Source organism: Brevundimonas sp. C43, from assembly GCF_030732185.1.
Lineage (GTDB): Bacteria > Pseudomonadota > Alphaproteobacteria > Caulobacterales > Caulobacteraceae > Brevundimonas > Brevundimonas diminuta_C.
Genome location: NZ_CP132231.1, coordinates 3,001,661 through 3,018,163 on the forward strand (window position 1 = coordinate 3,001,661; position 16,503 = coordinate 3,018,163).

The window sequence follows — 16,503 nt, forward strand, 5'->3', positions numbered from 1 at the left end:
TTTGTTCATGAATTGTGTCGTTTTACGGCCATGTTTGTCCCGTCCTGACAAGGGCTGAAATCATCTCCCGGATCGTCGTTCCATGACCCAGACCGCGCTTCTCCTGCTTGCGCTGGCCCCCGCCGCCGGTGTCGTCCAGCCTGTTCAGGCCCAAACAAATGAGGCTCAACCTGTAGAAGCCCAGGCGCAGGTCCAGCAGGAGGAGCCGACGGTCGTTCTGCCGGACGTGGAGGTGACGGCGGCGCGACGCGGGGTGGCCCTGGGCGGGCAGGAACCGATCGTCTCTTACGACACCGCCCAGATCCAGGCGTTCGGCGCGACCAACATCGGCGAACTGATCACCCTGCTGGAGGCCCAGACCCGCAGCGCGCGCGGCGGGTCTCCGGTCTTCCTGGTCAACGGACGGCGCATCTCGGGCTTCCGCGAGATCCGCGGCATTCCGCCCGAGGCCATCGAGCGGTTCGACGTTCTGCCTGAAGAGACCGCGTTGTCCTATGGCTACAGCGCCAATCAGCGGGTGGTGAACATCGTGCTGAAGGCGGACTTCAAGTCCCTGACCGCCTCGGTCAACGTCAGCCGGCCTGAGCAGGGCGGTCGCACGACCACCGCCAGCGAGAACAATATCCTGCGCATCGCCGGCTCCGATCGCTGGTCGGTCGATATCAACGGCACGACCTCCAACACGCTGTTCGAGACCGAGCGCGACATCGACCGCAGCACGACAGCCGGCGGCGACAGCGAACTGGCCAACGCCTATCGCACACTGTTGCCCAAGACGGACGAACTGTCGGTGTCGGGAACCTACAAGCACGACCTGAACGACAAGGTCGGCATGACGCTGAGCGGCAGCGTGGAGGACTCCAACAGCTTCAGCTATCAGGGCCTGCCCAATGTTCAGCTGACCGTGCCGGGGACCAATCCGTTCTCGCCGACCGGCCAGGACGTCAATCTGTTCAGCTATCTGGACCTGCCCGGGGCTCTGACGCGCAAGACCGATACGCGCACCGCCGAACTGGGCACGGTGTTCGACGGCTATGTGGGCGATTGGCGCTGGACGGCGACGGGGGAATACAGCCGCGTCGAGACCGACACCACCACGGGACGAGGTGTGAACGCGACGGCGTTGCGGGCCCTGATCGCAGGCGATCTGACGGTCGATCCGTTCGGCGACCTGACCGACCGGGCCATCGTCAATCCGCGCGACACCGCCAACTCGGTTGCCCAGACGGCGACGGCGGAACTGGTGTTGAACGGGCGTCCCTATGAACTGCCGGCCGGCGACATCACCTCGACCTTCAAGGTCGGGGCCGGCTATCAGTCGCTGGATTCCGAGAGCCTGCGGTTCTCCGAGAGCCTGGGTTCAAGTGTTGCCGTGGATCGGTCGCAGTCGCGCAACTCGGGCAGCGTCCAGGCCAACTTCGATCTGCCCATCTCCAACGTCGAGCGCGGCGTCCTGCCCAAGATCGGCGATCTGTCGGCCAATCTGAACCTGGCCTATCAGGAGCTATCCGACTTTGGCGGCGTGTCCTCGGTCGGGGCCGGGCTGAACTGGTCGCCGGTCGAGCGGTTGTCCTTCTCGGCCAACTATTCCGACGAGGGCAAGGCGCCGACGGTCCAGCAGTTGAACGACCCGACAGTATCGACGCCGAACACGCCGGTCTTCGACTTCCGCACCGGTCAGACCGTCGAGATCAACCGCATCACCGGCGGCGATCCCAATCTGCAGGCCGAGGATCGGCGCATCCTGAAGCTGGGCATGAACTGGCAGCCGGTGTCGGACAAGGATTTCCGCCTGAACCTGGCCTACACCCGCACCGAGGCGGACAACGAAATCTCCAGCTTCCCGGCCATCACGCCGGATTTGGAAGCGGCCCTGCCGGATCGGTTCGTTCGCGATGCGGACGGCAATCTGGTGTCCATCGACGCCCGTCCGCTGAACTTCTTCCAGCGCGAGCAGCAGGACGTTCAATGGGGCTTCAACTTCTCGCGCCCGTTCGGCAAGCCGAACCCCGCGGCGGCGGGCAGTCGTGGGCCGGGCGGACGCGGCGGTCCGGGCGGCGGCGGCATGATGATGATGGGCGGACCGGGCGGCCCCGGCGGCCCTGGCGGCGGCGGGCGGATGCGCGGGGGACGTGGATCGGGAATGCAGCCTGGCCAAGGCATCTTCAACCTGTCGCTGACCCACACCTGGCGCGTCCAGGACGAGGTCACCATCCGCGACGGTCTGGCGCCGCTGGATCTGCTGGACGGCGATTCCATCTCGGGCTCGGGCGGTCAGTCGCGCCACGAAGTCCAGCTTCAGACCGGCCTGTCCAGAAACGGCGTGGGTGCCTTCGTCAACGCCAACTGGCGCTCGGGCACGACGGTCAATGGCGACGCGCTGGGCTCGCCCGATCTGGACTTCTCGGGCCGGACCACAGTCAATCTGTTCGCCTTCGCCGACCTGACCCAACGTACGTCATGGGTCGAGCGCTTCCCGTTCCTGAAGGGCACGCGGATCGGCTTCGGCGTTCAGAACATCTTTGACGACCGCGTCTCGGTGACCAGCAGCGACGGTCAGACGCCGGTCAACTATCAGCGCGACTATCTGGACCCGCAGGGGCGCGTCTTCCGCATCAATCTGCGCAAGATCCTCTTCTAGAGGATCAGGGCCAGACGGTCGCCAGCGCGATCATCACGACGGCGGCGGCGAGCGCCAGGGGAAAGAAAAGACGGTCGGACATCGATCTGACCGTCACCCCGACCTGCGCGGCGCCACAAGCGATGGCGAGGCCCGCGAGCCTTGACCGACTTCGGAGGGCGTCCTACCCCGAAAGGCCGTATTTCGAAGGACCGACCGAATGCCGCGCCTGATCCTGCTCCGCCACGGCCAGAGCCAGTGGAACCTCGAGAACCGCTTCACCGGCTGGGTCGATGTCGATCTGACGGCGGAGGGGGAGGCCCAGGCGCGTCGCGGCGGCGAACTGATCGCCGAGGCCGGGTTCAAGCCGGCGGTGATGTTCACCTCGGTCCTGACGCGCGCCCAGCGCACGGGCGCCCTGGCGTTGCAGGCGGCGGGCCTGACCGACGTGCCGGTGATCGAGGACTGGCGGCTGAACGAGCGGCACTATGGCGGTCTGACGGGGCTGAACAAGGCCGAGACGGCCCAGAAGCACGGCGAGGACCAGGTCAAGATCTGGCGCCGCAGCTACGACGTGCCGCCGCCTCCGCTGGCGCCCGGCGGCGAGTTCGATTTCAACGCCGATCCCCGCTACGCCGGCAAGGCCATTCCCGACACCGAAAGCCTGAAGACCACGCTGGACCGGGTGAAGCCCTATTGGGACGCCGAGATCGCGCCGCGTCTGAGGGCGGGCGAGGACGTGCTGATCGCCGCCCACGGCAACTCCCTGCGCGCCATCGTCAAACTGCTGTTCGGCGTGCCTGACGATCAGATCGTCGGCGTCGAAATCCCCACGGGCAATCCGCTGGAGATCGATCTGGACGCGGATCTGAAGCCCACCGCCGCCCGCTACCTCGACGCCGCTCGCGCCGAGACATTGCCGACCGCATCATGAGCTGGAGCGAAGCCGACCAGGCCTTCATGGCCCAGGCGATCGCCCTGGCGACCGGCCGCATGGGCGAGACCTGGCCCAATCCGGCGGTCGGCTGCGTCATCGTCAAGGACGGCCGGGTCATCGCCCAGGCCGCCACCGCGCCGGGCGGTCGTCCCCATGCCGAGGAGCAGGCCGTGCCCGCCGCCGGCGCGGATGTCGTCGGTTCGACCGTCTATGTCACGCTGGAACCCTGCGGCGCGCGGTCGTCGGGTCGCAAGTCCTGCGCCCACTTCCTGACCGAGGCGGGCGTGGCGCGGGTCGTGATCGCCTGTATGGATCCGTCGCCGTTTGCGGCCGGACGCGGCACCGAGCGCCTGCGCGCGCAAGGGTTGACCGTTGAAACCGGCCTGATGTGCGAAGAGGGCGCGGCCCTGTGCGAAGGCTTCCTGCACCGGCTGGAAACCGGCCGCCCGATGGTGCGCATCAGCGAGGATGGCTCGGGCTTCGACGGCCGTTTCGTCGCCTCGCCCAAGGCCGATCTTGTCACCGAGCTGAAGCGGCTGGGCGAAGCGGGCTATACGCGGCTGTGGACCGGGCCGGGCGAGCTGGCCGAGGCCCTTCAGGCCCAGGGGCTGCTGACCGCCTGAGGCGGCTTCGCCGTTCAAAGGTTTCTTAAGTCAGGGCGCGTAATGTGTTCCGATGGCCCTCGCCGCTGAACCCCTCGTGAGAAAGCGCCTGACGCAGGCGGAGCTGGACGTCATCTGCGCCCGGCACGATCGGCTGTTCCAGGCCCGACCCGGCGGCGCGCGCGCCGTCTTCGCCTGGATGGACCTGTCGGGCCTCAGCCTGAAAGGCCGCAATCTGGCCGATGCCGATTTCGCCGCCGCCTGTTTGGAAGGCTGCGATCTGACCGGGGCCAAGCTGGACAACGCCAACTTCTTCGGCGCGGACATGCAGGACGCGATCCTGGCCGAGGCCAGTCTGCGCCGTTCCGACCTGCGCGGCGCCTGTCTGCGCGGGGCGGACCTGTCGGGCGCCGATCTGTTCGAGGCCGACCTGCGCGAGGGCACCATCGCGGCCGCCGACGCCAGACTGGGCTTCAAGGTCATCGAACCGCGCCACCGCGACGAGACCGAGGCCAGCGGGGCCTGCCTGGCCGGCGCCAATCTTCAACGCTCCAAGATGGCCGGCGTCATTGCTGTGAAGGCCGACTTCTCCGGCGCGGTGATGAAGGACTGCAAGCTGGTGCGGGCCAATCTGAAACAGGCGGATTTCCGCGGGGCCGACCTCGCCGGCGCGGATCTGTCAGGGGCGGACCTGTCGGGCGCGGACCTGCGCGACGCCATTCTGGTGGGCTGCAAGACGACCATGTGGCGCGCCGACGGCGCCGACATGCAGGGCGCCCTGACCGACAACAAGTCGTCCTGCGAGTCCGTGGAAAAGATGCCCGCCGCCGAGATGCTGCGCGAACACGCGCGCTGGTGCGAGACCGGCGGCGCTGAGGGTCAACCGTCGGTCTTCAACGGTGTCGATCTGCGTCCGCTGAAGTCGATCACGGGCCTGAACCTGACGGCCCTGTCGGCCAAGGGCGCGGTCTTCTACGGCCTTGATATGGAGGGGGTGCAGTTGCAGGGCGCCCAGCTCGACAACGCCGACCTGCGCTCGGCCAAACTTCGTCGCGCCGATCTGCGCGGGGCGCGTCTGCGGGGCGCGCGACTGAACGGAGCGGACATGCGCGAGGCGCAACTGGGCCCGCTTCTGATCGCCGCCGACCGGCTGATGCCTGCGGATCTGACGGGGGCCGTGCTCCGCGGCGCGGACCTGTCGGGCGCCGACCTGAAGCGCGCCGTCCTGGCCGGCGCCGATCTGGGCCGTGCAACGCTGCACGGCGCCCAGACCCGTCAGGCCGACCTGACCGACGCCAATCTGGCGGGTGTTCGCGGCCTGACCATCGATCAGGCCGCTTGAAGCCTTAGGCCAGTGCCTTGAGCTGATCGACCAGATCGGTCTTTTCCCAGCTGAAACCGCCGTCTGCGTCCGGCTCACGGCCGAAGTGACCATAGGCGGTCGTGCGGGCGTAGATGGGCTTGTTCAGGCCCAGGTGCTGGCGGATCGCACGCGGCGTGGCGCCGCCGATCAGGTCCAGAATCTTGTCTTCCAGCACCGCTTCGGAGATTTTGCCGGTGCCGTGCAGATCGACGTGGATCGATTGGGGCTTGGCCACGCCGATGGCGTAGGAAATCTGGATCGTGCAGCGGTCGGCCAGACCGGCGGCGACGACGTTCTTGGCCAGATAGCGGCACGCGTAGGCGGCCGAACGGTCCACCTTGGTCGGATCCTTGCCCGAGAAGGCGCCGCCGCCGTGGGGCGCCGCGCCGCCGTAGGTGTCGACGATGATCTTGCGGCCGGTCAGGCCGGCGTCGCCGTCCGGTCCGCCGATCTCGAAGATGCCGGTCGGGTTGATGTGCCAGACGGTGTTCTCGTCGGTGAAGCCCTCCGGCAGCACTTCGAGGATATAGGGTTTGACGATCTCGGCGACCTGTTCGGAGCTCAAGCCCTTGGCGTGCTGGGTCGACAGAACGATCGAGGTGGCGCGGACCGGCTTGCCGTCCTCGTATTCGATCGTGACCTGGCTCTTGGCGTCGGGCTCAAGTTGCGAGCCGCCGGCGTGACGAACCTCGGCCAGGCGCTTCAGGATGTTGTGGCTGTACTGGAGGGTCGCCGGCATCAGCTCCGGCGTCTCGTTCGACGCATAGCCAAACATGATGCCCTGATCGCCCGCGCCCTCGTCCTTCTCATTGGTCGAGTCGACCCCGACGGCGATATCGGCCGATTGGGCGTGCAGGAAGCAGGAATAGTCTGCCGTCTCCCAGTGGAAGCCCTCCTGCTCATAGCCGATGTCCTTGACCGCGGCGCGAACCAGCGGCTCCAGGCTGTCGATGATGCTCTGGGTGAAGGCCTCATTCTGTTCCTTGGTGTTGCCCGGCTGGGTGGCGCGAACCTCGCCGGCCAGCACGATGCGCTGGGTCGTCACCAGGGTCTCGCACGCCACGCGCGCCTCGGGATCCTTGGCCAGGAAGGCGTCCACGACGGTGTCCGAGATGCGGTCCGCGACCTTGTCGGGGTGGCCTTCGGAAACGCTTTCCGAGGTGAAGAGGAAGGAAGAACGAGCGGCCAAGAGAGGCTCCTGTCAGTGTCAGACCGACAGGCATATAAAGATATGCTTATATGTTCAAGTGATCTGACGCGGCGCCCAGCCGCCAGAAACTGCTTCGCGGCGTAAGCATATCGGCTGACTCCCCCTCATTTTAGGGTAAACAGGCTTCAAGGGGGTCCCCATGCCTGACGGCCTGACGACGAGAGAAAGCGAATGCGTCCGCCTGGCCGGCCAAGGTCTGGAGGACAAGGAAATCGCTGCGCGCCTGCGCATCTCGCCGCGCACGGTCGGCAACCATCTGCATCGCGCCTATGCCAAACTTGGCGTTTCGGACCGCAAGCTGGCGGCCCGGCGACTGAGTATTGGCTACTCAGAGGCGTCAATACTCATTCCCGGCGCAGGCCCCGATGCGCTCAATGATCCCACGTCGGCCGAACAGTCGGGCGATGCGGTTTCCGACCCAACGACATCCTGGCTTCTGCCTGCGCCTCCTCGGGGCGCTCTGGCGAGAGTGGGGATCATCGTCGCCGGGGCCGCCATCGCCCTTCTGTTCGCCATCGGGATCGTGACGGCGGGCATGGTGGTTCCATCCCTTTTCGACCGGCTTGCTCCCGCTGAAATGCGCTGACCAAACGGCTTGAAGGAAGGTGAGCCAATGAAGAACATGCACGTCGGCGTCCGCGTGGCGCGGCAGGTCAGAACCGCAGAACACGCCGTCGATCAGGCGATGATCGAGATCAGTCGCTTGGTTCAGACCGCGTTGCAAGGTCGGGTCGAGGCGCGTCTGGCGGCCGAGGTTGGACAGGAAGCGCTGGCCAATATGGTGCGCGGCCTAAGCCAAATGGCCGAGGTTCGTAGCGCCGTCATCGCCAGTCACTGCGAACTGGCCCAGGTCGCCGACGACCATCAGGTCGGTTGGCATATGGATGGCGCGCAAGAAGACAAGACGGTCAAACCCACTGGGTTCGCCCCGGTTCTCGCCGTCGCCGCTTGATCGCGGCCATCGGAATGGGGTCGCCGCTGTCCTTGTTTCTGGTGGGTCTGACCTACGGCGTCATGGCCCTTCTGCTCTGGTAGGGTCGTATGCCGGAGCGGATCGCCTTGGTCGCTCTGGTCGTCCTCAACTGGGGCACGCCATTGGTCGATCACCTGTTCATCGGGCATTTCCGGTGGGGGGTGGCGATCCTGTCGGTGTCCATGTTCTGTCTGCTGGTCGGTCTGGCGCTCCGTTACGACCGATGGTGGCTGCTTCTCGCGGCCGGCGCCCAGCTCATCGCGGTTTCGACCCATCTGGCCGGCATCGCCGGTTCCGACGCTCTGCTGTGGTCGATCGTATCGACCCGAATGGTCGTCTGGTTCGAGCTCCTGCTTCTCGCCCTCTTCGGCGTCTGGGAGGCCCAATGCGCCCCCTACGCCCGTCCCAAATCAGCGCCCGGATCGATCCGGGCGCTGCAGAAAGTCTGAATGTCATGAACACCCAAACCGCAACCGCCTTCATGCCGCTTTTCCGCTCGTGGCTGGAAACGGCCAATCTCGCGAAACAGGTCGGATCGTCATCGCTGTCCGCCAGCGGCGAGAATCTGCTCGTCGAACTGGATTTGGCGCCGATGGAAGCGGCGGAAACCACGCTTCTCGATCACGCCCCGACCTCGGCCGTCGAAGCGGTCTGCATGATCGAGATCATCCGCCAGAGCCTGTCCGACGCCGGTCGTTCGGACGGCCGCGATGCGCGCGCGCTGGATGCCATCCAGTCGTGGTTGGCAGGCGCGGCTCTCGACGGAGCCCACCATCGCGATGAGGTTGAGCAGTTGCTGAAAAGCGCCAGCAACCGGGCCTGATCAGCCGCGCAGGCCCTTGGCCACGGTCAGAAGGGCGTCGCGTTGAGCGGCGTCCTTGATGCCGCGGAAAGCCGCCAGCAGTTCAGCGACGCCGGGTGCGGCCAAAGCCAGTTCGTCGCCCTCGGCCGTTTCAAGTTCGCCCAACAGGGCTGCGCCGGTCGATTTCAGCACCGAAGCGATCTGCAGCAGACGGGCGGCCGAGACGCGGTTCACGCCCCGCTCGTACTTCTGGATCTGCTGGAAGGTCACGCCCGCGCCGGCGGCCAGCTGCGCCTGGGTGATGCGCAGTTCCTCACGACGGGTGCGGATGCGTCCGCCGATGGCGATGTCTACGGGATCAACTGCGTCGTTCATGTCGGCCTGCGGGCATAGATAATGCGGCGCCATGGCCCCAAAACACCGATCCCGTCAAGCCAAAGCTGCTCAGCTAGGGATTGCTACGTGCGCCATAGCTGACGATTCAACCTTGAGGATATATTTCGGCGATCCAGACGCCGCCTCCCGCGCGAATCGCGCTCGGAGAAGTGGTGCCGCTTAGGTGACTCGAACACCTGACCCCATCATTACGAATGATGTGCTCTACCGGCTGAGCTAAAGCGGCCCGGTTGCGACGGACGAAGCTGTCCGCGCGAGACGGGGTGTTTATACGGCCGGATCGCGCTTGCCAAGCGCTGCGTTCAAGATCGTGAGCAATGAGGTCTCGTCGGGCGATTTTGCCACAACGGGCGTCAGGCCCAGCCCGATGAGCGGGGCCGCGGCGGCGGGAGAGATGCAGGCGAGGACCGCGTGCGCCAGGGCGTTATGACCACGTTTGGCGAGGGCGTGTCCGGCGCGGGGGGAGTGGATCAGACTGGCGTCGAACAACGCGGGCGCTGCGGCTGACGTTTCGATGGCGCGATACACCGTCAGCGACTGGATCGAGACGTTGCGGGCGCCGGCGGCGGCGAGGGCGGCGGTGAAATCGCCGGCGGGAGTTTCCGCTTGAGGGACCAGGACATCGGCGTTGGCCACAGCGCCGGCGATCAGACGGGCGAGGGCGTGCAGGTCGCCCGCGGCGGAGCGGACATCGGCGAAGCCCGCATCGTGGGCGGCCTGGGCGGTTGCATCGCCGACGGCGAAGACCGGCAGGTCGCGGCCGGGCGTTAGGGCGGCGAAGGCTGAGACGCCGTTGACGCTGGTGAAGGCCAGGGCGGCGAACGGCGCCAGATCAGGAACCGGCGGCGTCAGATTCTCGATCGCCAGCAGGGGCGCGACGATCGGTTCGAACCCCATGTCGCGCAGGCGGGCGGCGGTGCGCGCGGCGCCCGGTTCGGCGCGGGTGATCCAGACGCGTTTCGGTGCGACACTCATCCGTCCAGGGTCGCGGGATCGATTTCCTGATCGCCGGCCGAGGCATGCACCTCGCCGCCCAAGCGTTGGCCCAGAGCGCGGGCGTCAGCTTCGTTCGGCTGGAAAAGATCGCCAACGCGGCGCCAGCGGGCGGAGCCGTTCGGGCTGAGCATTTCCGTGGTCAGGTGCAGGGTGCCGTGTTCGATGCGGGCATAGGCGCCGACGGCGGTGCGGCACGATCCTTCCAGCGCCGTCATGGCGCCGCGCTCGGCGGCGATGCACAGGGCGGTCTCGGGGTGGTTCAGGGCGGCGACCCAGTCTGAGTCCATGTCGGCGGCGCGGGTCTGGATCGCCAGGGCGCCCTGGCCCGGCGCGGGCAAAAAGGCGTCCAGCGACAGCTTCTCGCGGATGTGTTCGGTCACGCCCAGGCGCGTCATGCCCGAGACGGCCAGAAGGATGGCGTCGAAGTCGCCATCGGCCGCGCGGCGCAGCCGGGTGTCGATATTTCCGCGCAGCATCTCGACCTTCAGGTCCGGCCGCAGGGCCAGCGCCTGGGCCTGGCGACGCAGGCTGGCGGTGCCCAGGCGCGCGCCGAAGGGCAGGGTGTCGAAGCTGTCGAAGTCGCGGCTGATGAAGGCGTCGCGGGCGTCCTCGCGTTCGGGGATGGCGGCGATGCATAGGCCTTCGGGTTGTTCGGCGGGGACGTCCTTCATCGAATGGATGGCGATGTCGATCCGGCCGGCCAGCAGGGCCTCCTCGATCTCCTTGGTGAACAGCGCCTTGCCGCCGACTTCCAGCAGGCGGCGATCCTGGATGCGGTCGCCGGTGGTGACGATCTCGACCAGGGGAACGGCCGTCTCGATCTCGGCCTCGGGCACGTTCAGGGCGCGGCCGATGGCGCGCTGCATCATGCCGGATTGGGCGAGCGCCAGCTTGGAGCGCCGGGTGCCGATGCGGAGAGGAAAGGTCATGAGCGTTGCGCACCGGTCGCCGGGTCGCTACCTCGACCCGATGGAGATGTCCGCCGACTATAGCAGCGGCGCCAAGTCAGCAACTGGACGGGATGTCCTCCCTCGTCCCGGTCCGCTGACGGTGCTGGGCCTGGAGACCAGTTGCGACGAGACCGCCGCCTCGGTCGTGCGCCTGACGGATGGTCGGGCGGAGGTGCTGTCCTCGGTCGTTCACAGCCAGATCGACGACCATGCGGCCTATGGCGGCGTGGTGCCAGAAATCGCGGCGCGCAGCCACGTCGAGATGATCGACGAGGTCACGCGGCGCGCGATGGCTGAGGCCGATATGGACTATGACGGGCTGGACGGGATCGCGGCGACGGCCGGGCCGGGTCTGGTCGGCGGGGTGATGGTGGGCCTCAGTTTCGGCAAGGCGGCGGCGCTGGCGCGCGGCCTGCCGCTGGTGGCGGTCAACCATCTTGAGGGCCATGCGGTGTCGGCCCGGCTGGGGGCGGAGGTGGCCTATCCCTTTCTGCTTTTGCTGGTCTCGGGCGGACACTGCCAGCTTCTGGAGGTGCGCGGCGTCGGCGACATGAGCCGGATCGGCGCCACCATCGACGACGCGGCCGGCGAGGCCTTCGACAAGATCGCCAAGGCCCTGGGCCTGGGTTATCCGGGCGGGCCGGCGCTGGAGCGGCTGGCCATGCAGGGCGACGGGTCCAGGATCGATCTGCCGCGTGCCCTTCTGGGCCGCAAGGATTGCGACTTTTCGTTCTCGGGTCTGAAGACGGCGGCCTTCCGCATCGCCCAGACGTGCGAGACCGAGCAGGACAAGGCCGATCTGGCCGACGCGGTGCAAAACGCCATCGCGCGCCAGCTGTCGGATCGGTCGGAACGGGCGCTGGCCGCCTATGCAGAGACGCATGACCACAAGCTCTTCGTTGTCGCGGGGGGCGTTGCGGCCAACAAGACCATCCGCGCGACCTTGCAGGCGACGGCGGCGAAACATGGCTTCGACTTCCTGGCGCCGCCGATGGCCTATTGCACCGACAATGCGGCGATGATCGCCCTGGCCGGGGCCGAGCGGCTGGCGTTGGGCCTGACCAGCGACATTGACGTCGTCGCCCGGCCGCGATGGCCGCTGGACGAAGCGCGCGCCCTGTCCGATCCTTCGCACAAGCCGGGCCGTAAAGGCGCCAAGGCGTGAACGATAAACAAGCCTCGGGAGGGCGTATGGAATTCCGCACGGCAGGGGTCATCGGCGCGGGCGCGTGGGGCACGGCTCTGGCGCAGGTCTGCGTTCGCGCCGGTCTGGACACGACCTTGCAGGCGCGCGAGCAGCAGTTGGTCGAGACGATGCGGGCGACGCGGGCCAATGACCTGTATCTGCCCGGCGTGCCGCTGGCCGACGAACTGAAATTCACCGCCGATCTGGCTGATCTGGGCGACTGCGACGTGATCCTGGCCGTGCCGCCGGCCCAGCACATGCGCGCGACGCTGACGGCGTTTGCGCCCCACTATCGCGCCGGCGTGCCGGTGGTGCTTTGCTCCAAGGGGGTCGAGCGCGGCACGATGAAGCTGATGACCGAGGTGCTGGCCGAGACCCTGCCGGACGCCCCCGCCGCCGTCCTCTCCGGTCCCAGTTTCGCGGGCGAGGTGTCGCGCGGCCTGCCGACCGCCGTGACCCTGGCCTGTGCGGATCAGACGCTGGGCGAGGCCCTGCTGAACACCCTGTCGGCGCCGGGCTTCCGACCCTATCTGGCGACCGATCTGGTGGGCGCCGAGGCGGGCGGCGCGCTGAAGAACGTGCTGGCCATCGCCTGCGGCATCTCCGAGGGGCGTCAGTTGGGACGCAGCGCACACGCCGCCCTGATCACGCGCGGCTTTGCGGAAATGACCCGTCTCGCTGTCGCCATGGGCGGCCAGGCCGAGACGGTGGCGGGCCTCTGCGGTCTCGGCGACCTGGTTCTGACTTGTTCCAGCCCCCAGTCGCGCAACATGAGCCTGGGTCTGGCCCTGGGTCAGGGACAGACGGTCGAGCAGGCCCTGGCCGGCAAGCGGTCGGTGGCCGAAGGCTATGAGAGCGCGCCGGCGGTGCGCGAACTGGCCGCGCGTCTGGGCGTGGAAATCCCGATCTCCGAAGGGGTCGCGGCCCTATTGGCGGGCGAGATCGATGTCGATGGTCTGATCGATGGTTTGCTGTCGCGCCCGCTGAAGGCCGAACGTGTCTGAAGCGGCCGAGGCGCCGGCCGAGCGCAAAAGGGTCTGGAAGACGCCGCCGGGCGTGGCCCTGTGCGCCGAGGGCGACATCGCCGATCCCGGCTCGCGCGGGTTCGTGTTGCAGATCGGCGAGGCCTTCTTTCACGGTTTCGTGGTCCGGAAGGACGGTCAGGTCGCGGGCTGGGTCGATCGCTGCCCGCACGCCGGCTTTCCGATCGCCATGGAGATCGACCGTTATCTGACGCCGGACGGCGCGCTGATCCTGTGCGGCTGGCACGGGGCGGTGTTCGAGCCGCTGACCGGCGAATGCAAGGGCGGCCCCTGCGCGGGCGGGCGGCTGACGTCCTGGCCGGTGGCGGCCTCTGGCGGGATCGTCAGAACGGCCTGAGGCGCTTCAGCGCGCCAATCTCCCCTTGGCCTTGCCGGCGCTGAACACGACGTCGGGATCCGGTTTCTTGATGTCGATGCTGGTGTGGCTCAGCACCGACAGGATGTAGCGGCCGATGTTCAGGCGCGCCGTCTTCTTGTCGTCGGTGGCGACGACGGTCCAGGGCGCATAGTCGCGGTCGGTCTCGTCCAGCATCCGGTCGCGGGCGTCGGAATAGGCGTCGAACCGCGCCTCGGCCTCGGCGTCCAGCGACGACAGCTTGAACTTCTTCAAGGGATCCTCGCGGCGTTCCTTCAGCCGCTTCGCCTGCTCCTTGCGCGAGATGTCCAGCCAGATCTTGATCAGGATGATCCCGTCGTCCGTCAGCATCCGCTCGAAGCGCGGGGCGTCCGTCATGAACTGGGCGTACTGCTCGGGCGTGCAATAGCCCATGACCGGCTCGACCCCGGCGCGGTTGTACCAGGACCGGTTGAAGATCACCGTCTCGCCCGCCGCCGGCAGGTGCGGGACATAGCGCTGGAAATACCACTGGCTGGTCTCGCGGTCGCTGGGCTTGGGCAGGGCGATGACGCGGGTCTGGCGCGGCGACATATGTTCAGTCAGGCGCTTGATCGCGCCGTCCTTGCCGGCGGTGTCGCGCCCCTCCAGCACGATGACCACGCGCGAGCCATGCTCGATGCTCCAGGCCTGGGTCTGGACGATGGCCAGCTGGATCTGCTCCAGCTCGGCGTCATAGGCGTCGGATTTCTTTCCCATGGGAAGAGAGTGGGCCGAGGGGCGGCACAGAGCAAGGGCGAGGGAGCCGACTGCGAAGCTGGGCGTTAAGGCGCCGGGCCCGTCCGGCCTGCGAGGGGCCGAATGAAGCGCGATCTGGCGGACATGTGGAATCTGGTGTGGGAGCTGGCGCTGCTGGTCTGCGCCGGCTTTGCCTTGTTGAACGCCTTTGCCCCGCCCCAGGACCTGCCTTGGAAGCCGCTGGATCTGGATCGTCCGCTGGGCCGCGCGACCACCGCAAAGGTCGCCGCCTTCGATGTGCCGACCGCCGCCACCCCCGAGGCTGTCGAGGGCGCGACCGAGGCCTGTATGCAAGCGCTGCGCAATGCGGGGGTTCAGGTCGAACGCGCGCCCGACCGCGACGACGGCGGCTTCTGCGTGGTGCGCGGGGCGGTGCGGATCACGGGCGGCGAGGTGACGCCTCTGGCGCCCGCCGACGTCGTCATGCAGTGCCCGCTGGCGGTCCGCTACGTCATCTGGGATCGACAGGTGCTGCGCCCGGCCTCGCGCGACATTCTGGGCTCGGCGCCCGCTCGGGTGGACAACTACGGAACCTATTCGTGCCGCCGCATCTACGGCTCGCAGGACGAGGCCGAGAGGCCCAGCGAACACGCCAAGGCCAATGCGCTGGATGTCGCAGCGGTGACCTTGAAGGACGGCCGGACCGTCAGCGTGCTGAACGACTGGCGCGGCGACGGGCCGACGGGCGAGCCAGGCGGCCGCTTCCTGCACGCCTTGCGAGACGGGGCCTGCCAGCTGTTTTCGACGGTGTTGACGCCCGACTACAACGCCGCCCACGCCAACCATCTGCACATCGACGGGGCGGCGCGGGGCCTCTGTCGTTAAGCCTGAATGCGTCTAGTGCGACTCGCTTTGCTGTTGACCGTCTGGAAAAGCCGGGTGACAACATCGCTGCAGTCCGGATTTCGCGTGGGGTCCAAACCCGCGTTTCGCTCCTTCGCCTGAACGAGCTGTCCAGATGGACTGTCGGGTCACCTCGAGAGGGATCCGCCTGGAAAAGCGCGTTTACGGAGACGCAGACATGGCGACCGGCACGGTCAAGTGGTTCAACCCCACCAAGGGCTACGGCTTCATCCAGCCCGATAGCGGCGGCTCCGACGTGTTCGTTCACGTCACCGCCGTTCAGAAGGCCGGACTTCAGGGCCTCGATGAGAACGCCAAGGTCGAATACGAGCTGGAAAACCAGCGCGGCAAGACTTCGGCGATCGACCTCAAGGTTCTTTAAGTCGATCCAGCCTTCAAGGCTTAGAGGCGGGCGCGGGAGTTTCTCCCGCGCCCGTTTTCTTTGTGGGCTATCGCGCTTCGCGCTACTTGAGCCCGTTTGATGCGTCCTGCGGCTCGGTCTCGGCGGCTTGGACGGTCTTGGTGCGTTGCGACCGCTGCGCCAGGACGATGGCGCCCAGCACCAGGGCGCCGCCCAGGGCTTGGATGGGCGTCAAGGTCTCGCCGAAGATCCACCAGCCCAGCAGGCCCGCGACGACCGGTTGGATCAGGATGGTCACGGCCGTGACCGAGGCCGGCAGTTTGCCCAGCGCCCAGGCCACGCCGCCTTGTCCGAAGACGTGCATCACGCCCATGGCCACGCAGGCGGCCCAGCCGGCGGGCCCGGCGGGTATAACGTCCTCGCCCAGCGCCAGGGCGACGATCAGTAGCAGGGGCGCGCCCAGCAGGGTCGCCCAGAAGGTCACCCGCATCGCCCCAGCCGTGCGCCGCGCCGCCTGCACCGCCAGAAAATAGCCCGAGTACCAGACCGCCACCGACAGCGAAAACAGGTCGCCCAGCATCGGATTGGTGCCCTGTCCGCCGTCCGCGCCCGCCGCCATGGCGAAGGCGCCGCCCATGGCCAGGGCGAGGGCCAGGATGAACAGTCGGTGCGGCCGCTCCTTCAGCACGAACCAGCCGAACAGGGTCACGACGACCGGCGTCAGGTTGCACAGCACCGTGGCGTTGGCGACCGAGGTCATGACGATGCCGTAGTGCCAGAAGCTGAGGTCTAGGGCGAAGAACAGGCCCGCCAGCAGCGCCCATTTCGACGGCGCGCCAACGCCGCCCGGCTCGCGCGTCGCCAGGATCGTCAGCAGGGGCAGGGCGAACAGGAACCGCCAGAAGCCCGCCGCCGCCGGCCCCGTCTCGGTCAACCGCACCAGAATGGGCGCCAGGCCCAGCACGCTGGCGGCGATCAGCAGAACGATCAGCGCAAAGGCGCGCGAGGAGGGGCGAAAGGCCAGGGCGGACATGGCCCGGCTCTTACGGCGCCCTGCGACCTGACGCCACAGGCGCCGTCAGGCCACGC

At 67.5% G+C, this 16,503-nt stretch carries 19 protein-coding genes and 1 tRNA gene; 13 read left to right on the forward strand and 7 right to left on the reverse strand.

Annotated features, from left to right (window positions below; translation table 11 throughout):
- Nucleotides 1–82 precede the first annotated feature (82 nt).
- From Q9R14_RS14990 to Q9R14_RS15005, 4 genes are all read left to right on the forward strand, one after another.
- Nucleotides 83–2,641, forward strand: a complete 2,559-nt coding sequence (locus tag Q9R14_RS14990) for a TonB-dependent siderophore receptor (RefSeq protein ID WP_306002897.1) — start codon at nucleotides 83–85, stop codon at nucleotides 2,639–2,641.
- Between the two features lie 199 nt (nucleotides 2,642–2,840).
- The gene (gpmA, locus tag Q9R14_RS14995) at nucleotides 2,841–3,554 is read left to right on the forward strand and encodes a 2,3-diphosphoglycerate-dependent phosphoglycerate mutase (protein ID WP_306002898.1); all 714 of its coding nucleotides are present in this window, start codon (nucleotides 2,841–2,843) and stop codon (nucleotides 3,552–3,554) included.
- Nucleotides 3,551–4,180: a bifunctional diaminohydroxyphosphoribosylaminopyrimidine deaminase/5-amino-6-(5-phosphoribosylamino)uracil reductase RibD gene (locus tag Q9R14_RS15000; RefSeq protein ID WP_306002899.1), complete on the forward strand. Its 630-nt coding sequence runs from the start codon at nucleotides 3,551–3,553 to the stop codon at nucleotides 4,178–4,180. The genes gpmA and Q9R14_RS15000 overlap by 4 nt, the downstream gene beginning before the upstream one ends.
- A gap of 52 nt (nucleotides 4,181–4,232) precedes the next feature.
- Nucleotides 4,233–5,501 (forward strand): pentapeptide repeat-containing protein, encoded by a 1,269-nt coding sequence (locus tag Q9R14_RS15005; RefSeq protein ID WP_137722504.1) that lies wholly within the window; start codon nucleotides 4,233–4,235, stop codon nucleotides 5,499–5,501.
- 4 nt (nucleotides 5,502–5,505) lie between these two features.
- Here Q9R14_RS15005 and metK read toward each other — a convergent pair whose 3' ends face one another.
- Complete coding sequence (metK, locus tag Q9R14_RS15010; RefSeq protein WP_295166855.1) at nucleotides 5,506–6,711, reverse strand: methionine adenosyltransferase; 1,206 nt, start codon at nucleotides 6,709–6,711, stop codon at nucleotides 5,506–5,508.
- 160 nt (nucleotides 6,712–6,871) lie between these two features.
- Between metK and Q9R14_RS15015 the strand changes: the two genes are divergently transcribed.
- The 4 genes from Q9R14_RS15015 to Q9R14_RS15030 all read left to right on the forward strand — a co-directional run bounded on the left by Q9R14_RS15015 (nucleotide 6,872) and on the right by Q9R14_RS15030 (nucleotide 8,528).
- Nucleotides 6,872–7,318 carry a helix-turn-helix transcriptional regulator gene (locus tag Q9R14_RS15015; RefSeq protein WP_306002900.1) on the forward strand — a complete coding sequence of 149 codons (447 nt, stop codon included), beginning with the start codon at nucleotides 6,872–6,874 and terminating at the stop codon, nucleotides 7,316–7,318.
- 27 nt (nucleotides 7,319–7,345) lie between these two features.
- On the forward strand, nucleotides 7,346–7,684 hold the full coding sequence (locus Q9R14_RS15020; RefSeq protein WP_306002901.1) for a hypothetical protein: 339 nt from the start codon (nucleotides 7,346–7,348) through the stop codon (nucleotides 7,682–7,684).
- A gap of 89 nt (nucleotides 7,685–7,773) precedes the next feature.
- A complete protein-coding gene (locus Q9R14_RS15025) occupies nucleotides 7,774–8,154 on the forward strand; it encodes a hypothetical protein (RefSeq protein WP_306002902.1) in 381 nt (126 codons plus the stop codon).
- A gap of 5 nt (nucleotides 8,155–8,159) precedes the next feature.
- Nucleotides 8,160–8,528 carry a hypothetical protein gene (locus Q9R14_RS15030; protein ID WP_306002903.1) on the forward strand — a complete coding sequence of 123 codons (369 nt, stop codon included), beginning with the start codon at nucleotides 8,160–8,162 and terminating at the stop codon, nucleotides 8,526–8,528.
- Here Q9R14_RS15030 and Q9R14_RS15035 read toward each other — a convergent pair whose 3' ends face one another.
- The 4 genes from Q9R14_RS15035 to hemC form a co-directional block, all read right to left on the reverse strand.
- Nucleotides 8,529–8,882 carry a helix-turn-helix domain-containing protein gene (locus Q9R14_RS15035; protein WP_039246365.1) on the reverse strand — a complete coding sequence of 118 codons (354 nt, stop codon included), beginning with the start codon at nucleotides 8,880–8,882 and terminating at the stop codon, nucleotides 8,529–8,531.
- Between the two features lie 171 nt (nucleotides 8,883–9,053).
- Nucleotides 9,054–9,129: transfer RNA gene (locus Q9R14_RS15040), tRNA-Thr, on the reverse strand.
- Between the two features lie 41 nt (nucleotides 9,130–9,170).
- Nucleotides 9,171–9,878: a uroporphyrinogen-III synthase gene (locus Q9R14_RS15045; RefSeq protein ID WP_306002904.1), complete on the reverse strand. Its 708-nt coding sequence runs from the start codon at nucleotides 9,876–9,878 to the stop codon at nucleotides 9,171–9,173.
- On the reverse strand, nucleotides 9,875–10,828 hold the full coding sequence (gene hemC, locus Q9R14_RS15050; RefSeq protein ID WP_306002905.1) for a hydroxymethylbilane synthase: 954 nt from the start codon (nucleotides 10,826–10,828) through the stop codon (nucleotides 9,875–9,877). The genes Q9R14_RS15045 and hemC overlap by 4 nt, the downstream gene beginning before the upstream one ends.
- 46 nt (nucleotides 10,829–10,874) lie before the next feature.
- Here hemC and tsaD point away from each other — a divergent pair, with 46 nt between their 5' ends.
- From tsaD to Q9R14_RS15065, 3 genes are read left to right on the forward strand one after another with little or no spacing between them, the layout of a single operon-like run.
- A complete protein-coding gene (tsaD, locus tag Q9R14_RS15055; protein ID WP_371929794.1) occupies nucleotides 10,875–12,014 on the forward strand; it encodes a tRNA (adenosine(37)-N6)-threonylcarbamoyltransferase complex transferase subunit TsaD in 1,140 nt (379 codons plus the stop codon).
- Between the two features lie 26 nt (nucleotides 12,015–12,040).
- A complete protein-coding gene (locus Q9R14_RS15060) occupies nucleotides 12,041–13,039 on the forward strand; it encodes an NAD(P)H-dependent glycerol-3-phosphate dehydrogenase (protein WP_306004161.1) in 999 nt (332 codons plus the stop codon).
- Complete coding sequence (locus Q9R14_RS15065) at nucleotides 13,032–13,415, forward strand: Rieske (2Fe-2S) protein (RefSeq protein ID WP_306002907.1); 384 nt, start codon at nucleotides 13,032–13,034, stop codon at nucleotides 13,413–13,415. The genes Q9R14_RS15060 and Q9R14_RS15065 overlap by 8 nt, the downstream gene beginning before the upstream one ends.
- A gap of 6 nt (nucleotides 13,416–13,421) precedes the next feature.
- Here Q9R14_RS15065 and ppk2 read toward each other — a convergent pair whose 3' ends face one another.
- A complete protein-coding gene (gene ppk2 / locus Q9R14_RS15070) occupies nucleotides 13,422–14,171 on the reverse strand; it encodes a polyphosphate kinase 2 (RefSeq protein WP_295174452.1) in 750 nt (249 codons plus the stop codon).
- A gap of 102 nt (nucleotides 14,172–14,273) precedes the next feature.
- Between ppk2 and Q9R14_RS15075 the strand changes: the two genes are divergently transcribed.
- On the forward strand, nucleotides 14,274–15,035 hold the full coding sequence (locus Q9R14_RS15075) for an extensin family protein (RefSeq protein WP_306002908.1): 762 nt from the start codon (nucleotides 14,274–14,276) through the stop codon (nucleotides 15,033–15,035).
- A 196-nt stretch (nucleotides 15,036–15,231) separates the two neighbouring features.
- Nucleotides 15,232–15,435, forward strand: coding sequence for a cold-shock protein (locus Q9R14_RS15080; RefSeq protein WP_017505920.1), 204 nt, complete (start codon nucleotides 15,232–15,234; stop codon nucleotides 15,433–15,435).
- An 82-nt stretch (nucleotides 15,436–15,517) separates the two neighbouring features.
- Here Q9R14_RS15080 and Q9R14_RS15085 read toward each other — a convergent pair whose 3' ends face one another.
- Nucleotides 15,518–16,447, reverse strand: coding sequence for a DMT family transporter (locus Q9R14_RS15085; RefSeq protein ID WP_306002909.1), 930 nt, complete (start codon nucleotides 16,445–16,447; stop codon nucleotides 15,518–15,520).
- Nucleotides 16,448–16,503 lie beyond the last annotated feature (56 nt).